The organism is Pseudomonas fluorescens, from assembly GCF_012974785.1.
Taxonomy (GTDB): Bacteria; Pseudomonadota; Gammaproteobacteria; order Pseudomonadales; family Pseudomonadaceae; genus Aquipseudomonas; species Aquipseudomonas fluorescens_BT.
The window spans coordinates 1,940,810-1,953,992 of the sequence record NZ_CP027561.1; the positions used below are offsets into that span (position 1 = coordinate 1,940,810).

General features: G+C 60.3%; 12 protein-coding genes. 9 read left to right on the forward strand and 3 right to left on the reverse strand.

What is annotated here, in order from left to right:
• The first annotated feature begins 107 nt into the window (after positions 1–107).
• From speE to C6Y56_RS08825, 6 genes are all read left to right on the forward strand, one after another.
• Positions 108–983, forward strand: a complete 876-nt coding sequence (gene speE / locus C6Y56_RS08800; protein WP_085608797.1) for a polyamine aminopropyltransferase — start codon at positions 108–110, stop codon at positions 981–983.
• Positions 984–1,200: 217 nt separating this feature from the next.
• The gene (locus C6Y56_RS08805; RefSeq protein WP_085710655.1) at positions 1,201–1,434 is read left to right on the forward strand and encodes a hypothetical protein; all 234 of its coding nucleotides are present in this window, start codon (positions 1,201–1,203) and stop codon (positions 1,432–1,434) included.
• 209 nt (positions 1,435–1,643) lie between these two features.
• On the forward strand, positions 1,644–1,991 hold the full coding sequence (locus C6Y56_RS08810; RefSeq protein ID WP_169429533.1) for a ribonuclease E inhibitor RraB: 348 nt from the start codon (positions 1,644–1,646) through the stop codon (positions 1,989–1,991).
• A 477-nt stretch (positions 1,992–2,468) separates the two neighbouring features.
• Complete coding sequence (locus C6Y56_RS08815; protein WP_169429534.1) at positions 2,469–3,878, forward strand: circularly permuted type 2 ATP-grasp protein; 1,410 nt, start codon at positions 2,469–2,471, stop codon at positions 3,876–3,878.
• A gap of 12 nt (positions 3,879–3,890) precedes the next feature.
• On the forward strand, positions 3,891–4,841 hold the full coding sequence (locus tag C6Y56_RS08820) for an alpha-E domain-containing protein (RefSeq protein WP_096822958.1): 951 nt from the start codon (positions 3,891–3,893) through the stop codon (positions 4,839–4,841).
• Entirely contained in the window at positions 4,838–5,647 is an 810-nt protein-coding gene (locus C6Y56_RS08825; protein WP_085710657.1) for a transglutaminase family protein, read from the forward strand. The genes C6Y56_RS08820 and C6Y56_RS08825 overlap by 4 nt, the downstream gene beginning before the upstream one ends.
• A 14-nt stretch (positions 5,648–5,661) precedes the next feature.
• On the opposite strand, the gene C6Y56_RS08830 is transcribed toward C6Y56_RS08825, so the two are convergent.
• A complete protein-coding gene (locus C6Y56_RS08830; protein WP_169432610.1) occupies positions 5,662–6,489 on the reverse strand; it encodes a c-type cytochrome in 828 nt (275 codons plus the stop codon).
• 583 nt (positions 6,490–7,072) lie between these two features.
• Here C6Y56_RS08830 and C6Y56_RS08835 point away from each other — a divergent pair.
• The 3 genes from C6Y56_RS08835 (at position 7,073) to C6Y56_RS08845 (ending at position 11,258) form a co-directional block, all read left to right on the forward strand.
• Positions 7,073–8,278, forward strand: a complete 1,206-nt coding sequence (locus C6Y56_RS08835) for an acetyl-CoA C-acetyltransferase (RefSeq protein WP_169429535.1) — start codon at positions 7,073–7,075, stop codon at positions 8,276–8,278.
• A 17-nt stretch (positions 8,279–8,295) separates the two neighbouring features.
• Positions 8,296–10,440 (forward strand): 3-hydroxyacyl-CoA dehydrogenase NAD-binding domain-containing protein, encoded by a 2,145-nt coding sequence (locus C6Y56_RS08840; protein ID WP_169429536.1) that lies wholly within the window; start codon positions 8,296–8,298, stop codon positions 10,438–10,440.
• 95 nt (positions 10,441–10,535) lie between these two features.
• Positions 10,536–11,258 carry an amidotransferase gene (locus C6Y56_RS08845; protein ID WP_169429537.1) on the forward strand — a complete coding sequence of 241 codons (723 nt, stop codon included), beginning with the start codon at positions 10,536–10,538 and terminating at the stop codon, positions 11,256–11,258.
• Between the two features lie 39 nt (positions 11,259–11,297).
• Here the strand turns inward: C6Y56_RS08845 and C6Y56_RS08850 are convergent, their stop codons facing one another.
• Both C6Y56_RS08850 and C6Y56_RS08855 read right to left on the reverse strand, forming a co-directional pair.
• Positions 11,298–12,269: a magnesium and cobalt transport protein CorA gene (locus C6Y56_RS08850; RefSeq protein WP_169429538.1), complete on the reverse strand. Its 972-nt coding sequence runs from the start codon at positions 12,267–12,269 to the stop codon at positions 11,298–11,300.
• Positions 12,270–12,403: 134 nt separating this feature from the next.
• A complete protein-coding gene (locus tag C6Y56_RS08855; protein WP_169429539.1) occupies positions 12,404–13,126 on the reverse strand; it encodes a 1-acylglycerol-3-phosphate O-acyltransferase in 723 nt (240 codons plus the stop codon).
• Between the last annotated feature and the right edge of the window lie 57 nt (positions 13,127–13,183).

Sequence of the window (13,183 nt, forward strand, 5' to 3'; positions counted from 1 at the left end):
GATGAACTGAGGTTCGACCTGTCATCTTCGGCAACGTAGAATGCGCGCCTTTCCCGGGCAATCGAACCTGACGATTGGCGCCCGCGCATTCATCGGAGCACTTCACCATGACCGTCACCAAGACCAGCGAATACCTGGAAACCCTCTACGAAGGCTACGGCCAGCGTTTTCGCATGGAAAAACTGCTGCACGAAGTGCGCACCGAGCACCAGCACCTGGTGATCTTCCAGAACCCGCGCATGGGCCGGGTGATGGCGCTGGACGGCGTGATTCAGACCACCGAGGCCGATGAGTTCATCTATCACGAAATGCTCACGCACGTGCCGATCCTCGCCCACGGCACCGCCAAGCGCGTGCTGATCATCGGCGGTGGCGACGGCGGCATGCTGCGCGAAGTGACCAAGCACGCCAGCGTCGAGCACATCACCATGGTCGAGATCGACGGCACCGTGGTCGATATGTGCAAGGAATTCCTGCCGAACCACTCCAAAGGCGCGTACGACGACCCACGCCTGAACCTGGTGATCGACGACGGCATGCGTTTCGTCGCGACCACCACTGAAAAGTTCGACGTGATCATTTCCGACTCCACCGACCCGATCGGCCCGGGTGAAGTACTGTTTTCGGAAAACTTCTACCAGGCGTGCCACCGCTGCCTTAACGAGGGCGGCATCCTCGTGACCCAGAACGGCACGCCGTTCATGCAGATCGACGAAGTGAAGACCACCGCCGGTCGCCTGCGCAGTCTGTTCCCGGACTGGCACTTCTATCAGGCGGCCGTGCCGACCTACATCGGCGGCTCGATGACCTTCGCCTGGGGCTCGACCAACCCGGCCTACCGCAAGCTGAGCCGCGAAGTTCTGCAACAGCGCTTCATCGGCAGCGGCATCGTCACCCGTTACTACAACCCGGAAATCCACATCGGCGCCTTCGCCTTGCCGCAATACGTGCTGCAAGCGGTAAACAAGCCAAGCAACGACTAAAAGCACTGTAAACCCCCTGTGGGAGCGGGCTTGCTCGCGAAGGCGTCTTATCATTCAACGCAGAGTTGACTGGTCGTCCGCTTTCGCGAGCAAGCCCGCTCCCACATGGGATAACTTTTTTTTCATGTTCGGCGGATGTAAACCTTTTGAACGATCATTCCTGACAAAAGTCGAGATAGATGTAAGCCCATTTGCGGGTTTGTTCGAGGAGGCTCCAATGCAAAAGTGGAAAGTCACTTTCGTGGATGATCACGGTGAAATTGTCGATGAAGTCTTCGAGCGTGCGGAATGCCCCAGCGATGATGAGGCTGCCCGTTTGATCAAGGAACGACTCCTCCCTGTCGCGGCCGCACTGGATCTGAACGATCTGGAAGGGCGAACCTCCGATGCAGGCGCCAAAAGCCTGAAAACCCAGAACAGCATAGAAATCCGCAGCATCACTCCCATCTGAAAATCTTCTTGTCTGTAACGCACCAGGCCTTGGCAGCGGCTCTATCTTGGGGCTACTCTGCAAGCGAGATCAGCGAAAGGATCGCTAAGGTCTGGTCTTGTCAGCTACATGCTTGTTTCCCGCGTGCAACCACGTTGCCGAAGTACTTAGGCCAAAGGCCCGGGGCGGGAATACGGAAAGTCTATCCATCTATGCGAGGGGGACGATTCATGAGCACAGCCTATCAAGAAGACATCAGCAGCAATGTTCTGCGCCGCATGAAAGAAGGCGGTTTCGATTTTTCCCGATTCCATCCCATCGAGTTCTACGCCATTTTCCCGGACGAGGAGCGGGCGCGCAGGGCGGCAGGCAAGTTTCGCGGTGAATCCATCAATGCCCAGGTCAGTGCGCGCGACGACGGCGCGTGGTCCCTGGAATTGAGCAAGGTGATGTACGCAACCTACGACGACATTGGCGATTTCGAGCAGGGCTTTTCGGCAGTGGTCGAGCCCTTGGGCGGTATTATCGAAGGCTGGGGCGTGAAACAGGAGATCCGCAACCGGCACCGTTTGAACTGATCACTCTCGCAACACGTCGAGCAACGGCTGACCTTCGGGTCGGCCGTTGTCGTTTCTGTCTCCTGAACGCTCCATGGCAAAACCCTGAAACAAGAATCCGGCGCAAAAAAAAGCCACCTGAGGGGGTGGCTGAAAGGGAAGACCGGAAGGAGAGGGAACCGGTCAGGGTTACGGTCGGGAGGGCTGCCGAGGCAAGCCGGATCAGTGAGGCTGCGTACTTCGTCAGCGACGTTTTTGCAGCGGATGCGCGGATTATCCGCAGCCGGCGCCGGGCAGTGAAATCAACTCTGACTATGCTGGTGATAGGCGACGGGACTGCGTCGCAATGAAGCGGGGGCGATCAGGTTGGGGCATTTGCCGCACAGGAATGGTGCGGTGCGTGTGGCGTGAATATCCAACCGATTGAAATCAAAGCGTTTATGCCGATGGCACGGGCCTTGCGAAGGCCTGTATGTCCGGGGTGACAAGGAGTACGGCATGATCCGCACCTATTTTGATGAAATGTACGATGCCGGCGGCCAGATCCGCCCGCATTACCGGGAGTTTGCCCGCTGGCTGGCCGAGACACCTGACGAGCTGCTGGCCCAGCGGCGACGCGAGGCCGATCTGCTGTTCCATCGTGCCGGTATCACGTTCACGCTCTACGGGGACGAGCAAGGGACAGAGCGTCTGATTCCCTTCGACACCATTCCGCGCAGCATTCCGGCCAGTGAATGGCGGATCGTCGAGCGCGGCTGTATTCAGCGGGTCAAGGCGTTGAACATGTTCCTCGCCGACCTTTACCACGAGCAACGCATCATCAAGGCCGGGATCATTCCCGCCGAGCAGGTGCTGGCCAACGAGCAATATCAGTTGGCGATGCAGGGGCTGGATCTGCACCGCGATATCTATTCGCACATCTCCGGCGTCGATCTGGTGCGCGACGGCGACGGCACCTATTACGTACTCGAGGACAACCTGCGTACGCCCAGCGGCGTGAGCTACATGCTCGAAGACCGCAAGATGATGATGCGCCTGTTCCCTGAACTGTTCGCGGCCCAGCGCATCGCCCCGATCGACCATTACCCGAACCTGCTGCTCGACACCCTGAAAAGCTCAAGCCCGATCGACGACCCGAGCGTCGTGGTGCTGACGCCGGGCCGCTTCAACAGTGCGTTTTTCGAGCATGCGTTCCTGGCCCGGGAAATGGGCGTGGAACTGGTCGAAGGCGCCGATCTGTTCGTGCGCGACGACAAGGTCTTCATGCGCACCACCGACGGCCCGAAAGCGGTGGACGTGATCTACCGCCGGCTCGACGACGCGTTCCTCGACCCGCTGGCCTTCCGCCCGGATTCGATGCTCGGCGTACCAGGGCTGCTGTCATCATATCGCTCCGGCAATGTAGTGCTGGCCAATGCCATCGGCACCGGCGTGGCGGACGACAAATCGGTGTACCCGTTCGTCACCGAGATGATCCGTTTCTACCTCGGCGAAGAGCCGATCCTGAAGAACGTGCCGACCTGGCAATGCCGCAACCCGTCTGAACTTTCCCATGTGCTGGCCAATCTTCCGGATCTGGTGGTCAAGGAAACCCAGGGTTCCGGCGGTTACGGAATGCTCGTGGGGCCGGCGGCGACGACTGCGGAAATCGATGCGTTCCGCGAGCGGATCAAGGCCAAGCCCCACGCGTACATCGCGCAACCGACGCTGTCGCTGTCGACCTGTCCGACTTTTGTCGAAAACGGCATTGCGCCGCGCCACATCGACCTGCGCCCGTTCGTATTGTCCGGTCGTGAAACCCGGGTCGTACCCGGCGGTTTGACCCGTGTCGCCCTGCGTGAAGGCTCTCTGGTGGTGAATTCATCCCAGGGCGGCGGAACCAAGGACACCTGGGTGGTCGAGGATTGAAGGAAGCCTGCCATGTTAAGTAGAACTGCCTCGGATCTGTACTGGATGTCGCGTTACCTGGAGCGGGCGGAAAACCTCGCACGGATGCTCGATGTCAGCTATTCGCTGTCGCTGATGCCGCAGGACGGCCGTGGCGACGGTCTGCACGAACTGGCGATGCCGTTGCTGATCACCGGCACGCTGGACGATTACCTGGAACGCCACGGCGAATTGCATGCCGAGCGATTGCTGCACTTCTTCGCCCTCGACGCGGCTAATCCGGCGAGCATCTACAGCTGTCTCGGCGCGGCGCGAGCCAGCGCCCACGCGGTGCGCGGGCGAATCACCGCCGACATGTGGGAGAACATCAACGCCACCTGGCTGGAGATTCGCGGGATCGCCAATCAGGGCCTCAGCCGTTATGGCATGAGTCGTTTCTGCGAGTGGATCAAGGAGCGTTCGCACCTGTTTCGGGGCGCGTCCTACGGCACCATCATGCGCAATGACGCGTTTCGTTTCATTCGCTTGGGCACCTTCATCGAGCGGGCGGACAACACCTTGCGCCTGCTGGACGCCCGTTACGAAATGGCTGGCGATCAGGCGGAAGCTGTCAGCGACGGCACCGCCCATGCCTATTACCAGTGGAGCGCCTTGTTGCGAGCCTTGTCATCGTTCGAGGCTTACACCGAGATCTACCGCGACGCACCCGGCGCCCGGCATGTGGCCGAGCTGCTGTTGTTGCGCGCCGACGTGCCGCGTTCGCTGCGGGCCTGCACGGAAGAGATCGACCAGATTCTCGCGCAACTGCCGGGGGCCAACGGTCGTCCTGCGCAACGGCTGGCGGCGGAAATGGACGCACGCCTGCGCTACACCGGTATCCACGAAATCCTCGAGGAAGGGCTTCACGCCTGGCTTACCGAGTTCATCCCGCTGGTGCGCCAGTTGGGCAACGCCATTCACAGTTCCTACCTGGAGGCCGCATGAGACTTTCCATCAGCCACGAGACCACCTATCACTACGAAGATCAGGTGCGGGCGAGCATCCAGTACCTGCGCCTGACACCTCACGACAGCGAGCGTCAGCATGTGCTGAGCTGGCAGCTCGACCTGCCGCGCCCGGTACGCGCCCAGCTCGATCCGTTCGGCAACATCCTGCATGTGCTGACCATGGACGAGCCCCATGAAGCGATCATCATCGGCGCCCGTGGTCAGGTCGATATCGACGAGTTGCGCGAGGCGGAGCATGAGAGCCAGTCGGCATTGCCGTTCCTGCGTTTTACCCGGCTGACCGAGGCTGACGAGGCACTGCGGGCGTTCGCCGAAAAATCCTGCAAGCAACGACGCGACCGCAACGCATTGATTGACCTGATGCACGGTTTGAACCAGCACATGACTTACAAGCCCGGCTCTACCGAAGTCGACACCAGCGCCGCCGAGGCGTTTGCCGGCCGGGCGGGTGTTTGCCAGGATCATGCCCACGCGTTTCTGGCTTGCGCGCGCAGCCTGGGCGTGCCGTCACGTTATGTGTCGGGTTATCTGTACAGCGAGGATTGCGAGCATCTGGCCAGTCACGCCTGGGCCGAAGCCTGGATCGATGACGCCTGGTACAGCTTTGACGTGACCAATGAACTGGCGCGGCCGGAGCGACACCTGAAACTGGCGGTGGGGCTGGATTACCTCGACGCCTGCCCGGTGCGGGGCATGCGCCGTGGCGGCGGGTCAGAGCAGATGCACGCGAAAGTGCTGGTGTCGCCGACACCCGCGCCAATCATTTCGGTGCAGCAGCAGTAAACGGCGTAGCTGGCTTACTGGGCGGGCGCAACCTTGCGCCCGGCCATGTGCTGCAAATACCCGATCAGTTTCTGCAGATCCGCATCCGGCAACACCTCGGCGGAAAACCCCGGCATTTTCGCCTGCGGCCACTGACGCAAACTCTGCGGATCGCGGATGTAGCGCTTGAGGAAGTCCGCGCCGAAATACTCGGTCGGGTTGTAGGGAATATTCAGGTCAGGCCCGAACTGCGCATCGCCCGCGCCATTCAGGCGATGGCAGGCCAGGCAGTTCTTCTGGAATAGCGCAAACCCCTGATTCACCGGGTCGTCGGCCTTCAACGCAGGATCCGGCAGCAGGGCAGGGAAGCGCTCGGCCACCGGCGCCATACGCTTGATGCTGGCGACTTCGAACGGCCATTGTTCCGGGCTGATTTTGCCGGCCTGGGGATCGGTCCACACCAGATAGAACGGGCCGGCGCTGTGCTTGCCTTCCGACAGCAGCGGCCATGGGTGGGCCGGGTCTTCGATGGCCAGCCAGGCGCGGGAACCTTTGGTGTTGAGCAGCGGTGCAGCGGCCAGCTCGGCGGCGAAACCGTCCAGTGCCACCGCCTGCAGGTGATCTTGCGGTTTGATCCCGGTCAGCAATGCGGCCACGGGTATGGCGCGATAGGTCATGTCCTTCTTGTAGGACACATCATTCTTGATCGTGAGGGTTTGTACCTGAGGATGCTTGAGCAATTCCTCGGTCTGCCAGGTGCGGCTGTTCGCGCCCAGCTCCAGATTCAGCTGTGCGGCAGACAGGGGCAGGCTCAGCAGCATGGCCCCAAAGAGAATGAGCGTTTTCAATTGATCGCCGTCCATGTCGTGGAAGTGCGTAAAGGTTGGCACAGCCACGCTGGCCCGGGTAGCGGGCCAGTCACATTTTCAGTGGCGATACGCAATACCTGCCGCTTGAATCAGCCGATGACCTTGGTCAGATTCGGCAATATCAACAGCAGCGTCGTGGCGAAAAGAATGAGCCCTGCTTGACGAACTTTCGGTTGTTTGAACATGGCTTGACCGCCTTTATTGTTATTTCCTGATGCCTGCCTGCATGTCCATGATGGCAAGCGCTGCACTTCCTGTTGAAGAACGCCTGCCTCGGCAAAACCCGACGACAACGACGTACATGTTCACCTTAGGGCCCGCGTCACGCTTGGCTTAGATCCATTTCATATGTATTTGCTGCTGAACGCGATTAAAAAGGCATGAGGCCCATTGCCAGCTCCTTTGCCGCCCTTTTGCTAGACAGCTTGGCGACCTGAACCGGTTAACCTGGCCGGGAATGACCGTCCGTCTGAGCGTGCGCGTCAACGTCATTGAGCGCTGTGGTCATTGATTCCGAAAGCCCCCCGGCCAAGAGTGGAGGCACGAATTTCACTCACCGCACAGGTTCGAGAACGTCATGACCCAAGCTTTGATTTTCGACGCGTTACGCACGCCCCGTGGCAGGGGCAAGACCGACGGTTCGCTGCACAGCGTCAAACCGGTGAACCTGGTGGCCGGGCTGCTGACCGCGTTGCAGGCGCGCACGGCGCTGGACACCAGCCAGGTCGATGACGTGGTGCTCGGCTGTGTCACGCCGATTGGCGATCAAGGTTCGGACATCGCCAAGACCGCCGTGCAGGTGGCCGATTGGGACGTCAGTGTCGCTGGCGTGCAGATCAACCGGTTCTGCGCCTCGGGCCTGGAAGCGGTAAACCTGGGGGCAATGAAAGTGCGCTCCGGGTTCGAAGACCTGGTGGTGGTCGGCGGCGTCGAATCCATGTCCCGCGTGCCGATGGGCAGCGACGGCGGCGCCTGGGCGCTGGATCCGCAGACCAACCTGCACAGCCATTTCACCCCTCAAGGTGTCGGTGCCGACCTGATCGCCACCCTTGAAGGCTTCAGTCGTCAGGACGTCGATGCCTACGCGCTGCACTCGCAACAGAAAGCCGCCCGTGCCCGTGCCGACGGATCGTTCAACAAGTCGTTGGTACCGGTGCAGGACCAGAACGGCATCATCCTGCTCGATCACGATGAGTTCATTCGCGCCGAGTCGACCCTCGAAGGTCTGGGCAAACTCAAGCCGAGCTTCGAGATGATCGGCCAGATGGGCTTCGACGCCACGGCGCTGCGGGTCTACAGCCATGTCGAGCGAATCAACCATGTGCACACGCCGGGCAACAGTTCGGGGATCGTCGACGGTGCGGCGCTGATGTTGATCGGCTCCGAGGCCAAGGGCCGGGCACTGGGCCTGCAACCCCGCGCGCGGATTGTCGCCACGGCGGTCACCAGCACCGACCCGACCATCATGCTCACCGGCCCGGCGCCGGCCACTCGCAAGGCGCTGGCCAAAGCCGGGCTGCGGGTCGAAGACATTGATCTGTTCGAGGTCAACGAGGCGTTTGCCTCGGTGGTACTCAAATTCATCAAGGACATGGCCGTCGACCCGGACAAGGTCAACGTCAACGGCGGCTCGATTGCGATGGGCCATCCGCTGGGCGCCACCGGTTGCGCAATTCTTGGCACCTTGCTCGATGAACTGGAAGCCCGGCGCCTGCGCTATGGCCTCGCGACGCTGTGCGTCGGCGGCGGCATGGGCATCGCGACCATCATCGAACGCCTCTGACCCCAAGGAACCTTGTCATGACCCAAGCCATTCGTTACGAAAAAGGTCAGGACGGCATCGTCCTCTTGACCATCGACATGCCAGGCCAGAGCGCCAACACCATGAACGCGGTGTACCGCGCGGCCATGGCTGAAAGCGTCGCCCGTTTGCAGGCGGAAAAAGATGACATCGCCGGGGTGATCATCACTTCGGCCAAGAAAACCTTTTTCGCCGGCGGCGACCTGAATGAACTGATCAAGGTCGGCAAGCCTGAAGCCAAGGCTTTCTACGACATGGTGCTGACCCTGAAGAGCCAGTTGCGCACCCTGGAAACCCTCGGCAAACCGGTGGTCGCGGCGATCAACGGCGCGGCGCTCGGTGGCGGCTGGGAAATCTGCCTGGCCTGCCACCATCGAGTGGCGCTGGACGATGCGTCGGTGCAACTCGGCCTGCCGGAAGTGACCCTTGGCCTGTTGCCGGGCGGTGGTGGAGTGGTGCGCATGGTGCGTATGCTCGGCATCGAAAAAGCCCTGCCATATCTGCTCGAAGGCAAGAAAGTCCGTCCGCAGCAGGCGTTGCAGGCGGGGCTGATTGATGAGCTGGCAGCGGATCGCGATGAGCTGCTGGCCAAGGCCCGGGCCTGGATTCTGGCCAATCCTGCGGCCGTGCAGCGTTGGGATGTGAAGGGTTATCAGATTCCCGGCGGCACGCCGTCAAACCCGAAGGTTGCACAGATGCTGGCGATTGCGCCGTCGATCCTGCGCGCCAAAACCCAAGGCACTCTTCCGGCACCGGAGAAGATTTTGTGCGCGGCGGTGGAAGGCGCGCAGGTGGATTTCGACACCGCGCACCTGATCGAAACCCGTTACTTCACTGAGTTGACCACCGGCCAGATCTCGAAAAACCTCATCGGCACGTTCTGGTTCCAGCTCAATGAAATCAATGCCGGCGGTTCGCGTCCGCAGGGTTTTGCACCTTATGCGACGAAGCGTGTGGGCGTGCTCGGCGCCGGGATGATGGGGGCGGGAATCGCCTATGTCAGCGCTGTGGCCGGGATCGACGTGGTGCTCAAGGACATCAACCTTGCCGCCGCGCAAAAGGGCAAGGCGCATTCGGCGGCACTGCTGGACAAGAAAGTTGCTCGCGGGCAAATGTCCTCGGAGCAGCGTGAAGCGGTGCTGGCGCGTATCCACCCGACCGAAAGCGATGCCGATCTGGCGGGTTGCGATCTGATCATCGAGGCGGTGTTCGAGGATCGTCAACTCAAGGCCAAAGTCTCGGCGGCGGCGCAGCAGGTGGCTGGCGCCGACGCGGTGATTGCCTCCAATACTTCGACCTTGCCCATCACCGGGCTGGCGGCTGCGGTGCCGGATCAGAGCAAGTTCATCGGCCTGCACTTCTTCAGCCCGGTGGAAAAAATGCCACTGGTGGAAATCATCAAGGGTGCGCAAACCAGCGACGAAACCCTCGCACGCGGGTTCGATTTCGTACTGCAAATCAAGAAAACGCCGATTGTGGTCAATGACAGTCGCGGCTTCTTTACCTCGCGGGTGTTCGGCACTTTCACCAACGAAGGCATCGCCATGCTCGGTGAAGGCGTCAGCGCGCCGATGATCGAGACCGAAGCGCGCAAGGCCGGCATGCCCATCGGGCCGCTGGCGATCTCTGACGAAGTTTCCCTCAGCCTGATGAGCCATATCCGTCAGCAAACGGCCAAAGACCTGCAAGCAGAAGGGAAACCGCTGATTGAGCACCCGGCGTTCGCCGTGATTGACTTGCTGCTCAACGAATACAAGCGGCCGGGCAAGGCAGCGGGCGGCGGTTTTTATGAGTACCCGGCGGGTGGGCAGAAACATCTGTGGCCCGAACTGAAAGCCCGTTTCGAGAAAGCCGACGGGCAGATTTCGCCCAAGGATGTGCGTGATCGACTGCTGTTCGTGCAGGCCATCGAGACTGTGCGTTGCGTAGAGGAGGGCGTGCTGACTTCGACGGCGGATGCCAACGTCGGTTCGATCTTCGGCATCGGCTTCGCGGCCTGGACGGGCGGCGCGTTGCAGTTCATCAATCAATATGGCGTGAAGGATTTCGTCGCGCGGGCGCAGTACCTGGCGGAGCAGTACGGCGAGCGTTTCGCACCGCCAGCCTTGTTGCTGGAAAAAGCTGCGAAGGGCGAGTTGTTCTAACGGGGCGGGGACGCATTTCGGGGCTTGCCTTGCCGGGTGGTTTCAAGGCAGGCTCTGAGCTGTGCATTATTCCCATCACGTGTCAGGTATTTTTTATGTCGTTACGCATCTGCATTCTGGAAACCGACATCCTGCGTCCGGAACTGGTCGATCAATATCAGGGTTACGGGCAGATGTTCCAGCGCCTGTTCTCGCAACAGCCGATCGCCGCCGAGTTCACGGTGTACAACGTGATGCAGGGCGACTATCCGAGTGATGACCTGACCTTCGATGCGTATCTGGTCACCGGCAGCAAGGCTGACTCGTTCGGCACCGCCCCGTGGATCCAAACCCTCAAGCAATACTTGCTGACCCGCTATGAGCGCGGCGACAAACTGCTCGGCGTGTGCTTCGGCCATCAGTTGCTGGCGCTGCTGCTGGGCGGCAAGAGCGAGCGCGCCACGCAAGGCTGGGGTGTCGGCATTCACAATTACAAACTGGCGGCCAAGGCGCCGTGGATGAGCCCGGTGCGTGAAGAGCTGACGCTGTTGATCAGCCACCAGGATCAGGTCACGGCACTGCCGGAGAACGCCACGGTGATTGCTTCCAGCGATTTCTGCCCGTTCGCCGCGTACCACATCAACGATCAGGTACTGTGCTTCCAGGGGCATCCGGAGTTCATCCACGACTATTCGCGGGCGCTGCTGGATCTGCGTCAGGAAGCGCTGGGCGAGCAGGTGTACAGCAAGGGCGTGGCCAGCCTTGAGAACGATCACCACGGCACCACGGTGGCGGAATGGATGATGCGTTTCGTGGCGCACAAGCCAAACGCTGCTTGAACCCGAAAGCCCCCGTGTCCTGCGCGGGGGCTTTTTTTCTTACAGCCAGCCTGATTTCTTGAAGCTCGCCCACAGGCTCACGCAGCCCACCGTGATAAAGCCCAGCACGGCGAAATAGCCGTAGTGCCAGCTCAGCTCCGGCATGTTCTGAAAATTCATCCCGTAGATCCCGGCCACCGCTGTCGGGAAGGCCAGAATCGCCGCCCATGCCGCGAACTTGCGTTGCACCACGCTTTGCCGTGACGCTTCCAGCAATACACCAACCTCGATGGTCTGGCTCGCAATGTCGGCCAGGGTGGTCAGGTCTTCCATTTGCCGTGTGACATGGATCTGCACATCGCGAAAGTAAGGGCGCATGTTCTTGTCGATGAAGGGGAAGCTCAGTTTCTGCAATTCCTCGCCGATTTCCACCATCGGTGCTGCGTATCGACGCAAGCGCAGTACGTCGCGGCGCAGGCCATGAAGTTTCTGGATATCGTGCTCATTCAGCGCGCTGCACAACACATTGCGTTCCAGTTCATCGATCTCGGCGTGGATTGCTTCGCCCACCGGCTGGTAGTTTTCGATGACGAAATCCAGCAGCGCATACAGTACGAAATCTTCCCCGTGTTCCAGCAGCAGCGGCCGCGCCTCACAGCGTTGACGGACATGGGCGTAGGAAGCCGAATGACCATTGCGCGCGGTGATGATGTAGCCCTTGCCGGCGAAGATATGAGTTTCGATGAACTGCAAAATCCCGTGCTGGCGCACGGGTGAGTAAGTGACGATAAACAAGGCGTCGCCAAAGGTTTCCAGCTTCGGACGACTGTGTTTTTCCAGAGCATCCTCGATGGCCAGTTCGTGCAGGTTGAACTGGCGTTGCAGGTTGGTCAGCTCCTGGGCGTTCGGCTCTTCGAGGCCGATCCAGACGAAGTGCCCGGTCTTGGCGGCCCAGGCGGCGCCTTCATCGAGGGAAATATTGGTGACTTTCTTACCGGCGCTGTAAACCGCAGCAGCAACAACTCGACCCATGGTGGTGGTTCACTTCTTCTTGGCTGATGGCAGGGGAGGCATGGCTTCAGCTTAGCCGTGTCGCTGCTTGAGAGTCAGTGAAATCTGCACAGTTCACCGGGCAAAAGAAAACCCGCACAGGGCGGGTTTCTTTTTCACGCAGCTTGCAGTTGTCGATCCATCGCTTCGATGCATTCGCGCATCTGTTCGCGGCACTGGCTGATGAGCATGGGCATGTCGTCCATGGTCAGGCCGGCGGTAGGAATCGCCGGCAGCGAGCGTATGAGAATTTTCCCGCTGCGCCAGCGGTTCAGACGCATGTGCTTGATGTAGCTGCTGACACACACCGGGACGATCGGCACGCCAGCAGCGATGGCCATCTGGAATGCACCTTTCTTGAATGGCAGCAGTTCTTCGCCCAGGTTGCGCGTGCCTTCCGGGAATACCCAGATCGAGGTGTCTTTATGCTGCAAGGTGTCGGTGGTGGTCAGCATCGACTGACGTGCCTTGCGCGCGTTACCGCGATCAATCAACACATTGCCGGCCAGCCAGAACAGTTGCCCGAACAGCGGCACCCATTTCAGGCTTTTTTTGCCGATGCACACGGTCCGCCGCGGCACTACGTTGCCGAACACGAACAGGTCATAGTTGGACTGATGGTTGGCGATGATCACGCAACTGCCGGGCTTGTTCATCAGCTGTCCGACGTCTGCCTTCACTCGCAGGCGCAGGATGCACATGGCCGGCAGGGCATAGAGACGGGCGCACAGACGACTGTTATCCGGATTGAATGGCCGGCACAGTCCGAGAATCACTCCGAGCACACCCGCAAGAATAAAGTGCAGACCCATCAATAACATACGAAACACAAACAGCATTTTCAGGCCCACCGGGACAAAAGGTGGCGCAGTGTACGGATGTGCACTGTTTTCGGC

What these genes read in the sequence shown, in the direction of transcription:
- speE (WP_085608797.1), top strand. Translation starts at nt 108, where the DNA reads ATGACCGTCACCAAGACCAGCGAATACCTGGAAACCCTCTACGAAGGC.
- C6Y56_RS08805 (WP_085710655.1), top strand. Translation starts at nt 1,201, where the DNA reads ATGCAAAAGTGGAAAGTCACTTTCGTGGATGATCACGGTGAAATTGTC.
- C6Y56_RS08810 (WP_169429533.1), top strand. Translation starts at nt 1,644, where the DNA reads ATGAGCACAGCCTATCAAGAAGACATCAGCAGCAATGTTCTGCGCCGC.
- C6Y56_RS08815 (WP_169429534.1), top strand. Translation starts at nt 2,469, where the DNA reads ATGATCCGCACCTATTTTGATGAAATGTACGATGCCGGCGGCCAGATC.
- C6Y56_RS08820 (WP_096822958.1), top strand. Translation starts at nt 3,891, where the DNA reads ATGTTAAGTAGAACTGCCTCGGATCTGTACTGGATGTCGCGTTACCTG.
- C6Y56_RS08825 (WP_085710657.1), top strand. Translation starts at nt 4,838, where the DNA reads ATGAGACTTTCCATCAGCCACGAGACCACCTATCACTACGAAGATCAG.
- C6Y56_RS08830 (WP_169432610.1), bottom strand. Translation starts at nt 6,489, where the DNA reads ATGGACGGCGATCAATTGAAAACGCTCATTCTCTTTGGGGCCATGCTG.
- C6Y56_RS08835 (WP_169429535.1), top strand. Translation starts at nt 7,073, where the DNA reads ATGACCCAAGCTTTGATTTTCGACGCGTTACGCACGCCCCGTGGCAGG.
- C6Y56_RS08840 (WP_169429536.1), top strand. Translation starts at nt 8,296, where the DNA reads ATGACCCAAGCCATTCGTTACGAAAAAGGTCAGGACGGCATCGTCCTC.
- C6Y56_RS08845 (WP_169429537.1), top strand. Translation starts at nt 10,536, where the DNA reads ATGTCGTTACGCATCTGCATTCTGGAAACCGACATCCTGCGTCCGGAA.
- C6Y56_RS08850 (WP_169429538.1), bottom strand. Translation starts at nt 12,269, where the DNA reads ATGGGTCGAGTTGTTGCTGCTGCGGTTTACAGCGCCGGTAAGAAAGTC.
- C6Y56_RS08855 (WP_169429539.1), bottom strand. Translation starts at nt 13,126, where the DNA reads ATGCTGTTTGTGTTTCGTATGTTATTGATGGGTCTGCACTTTATTCTT.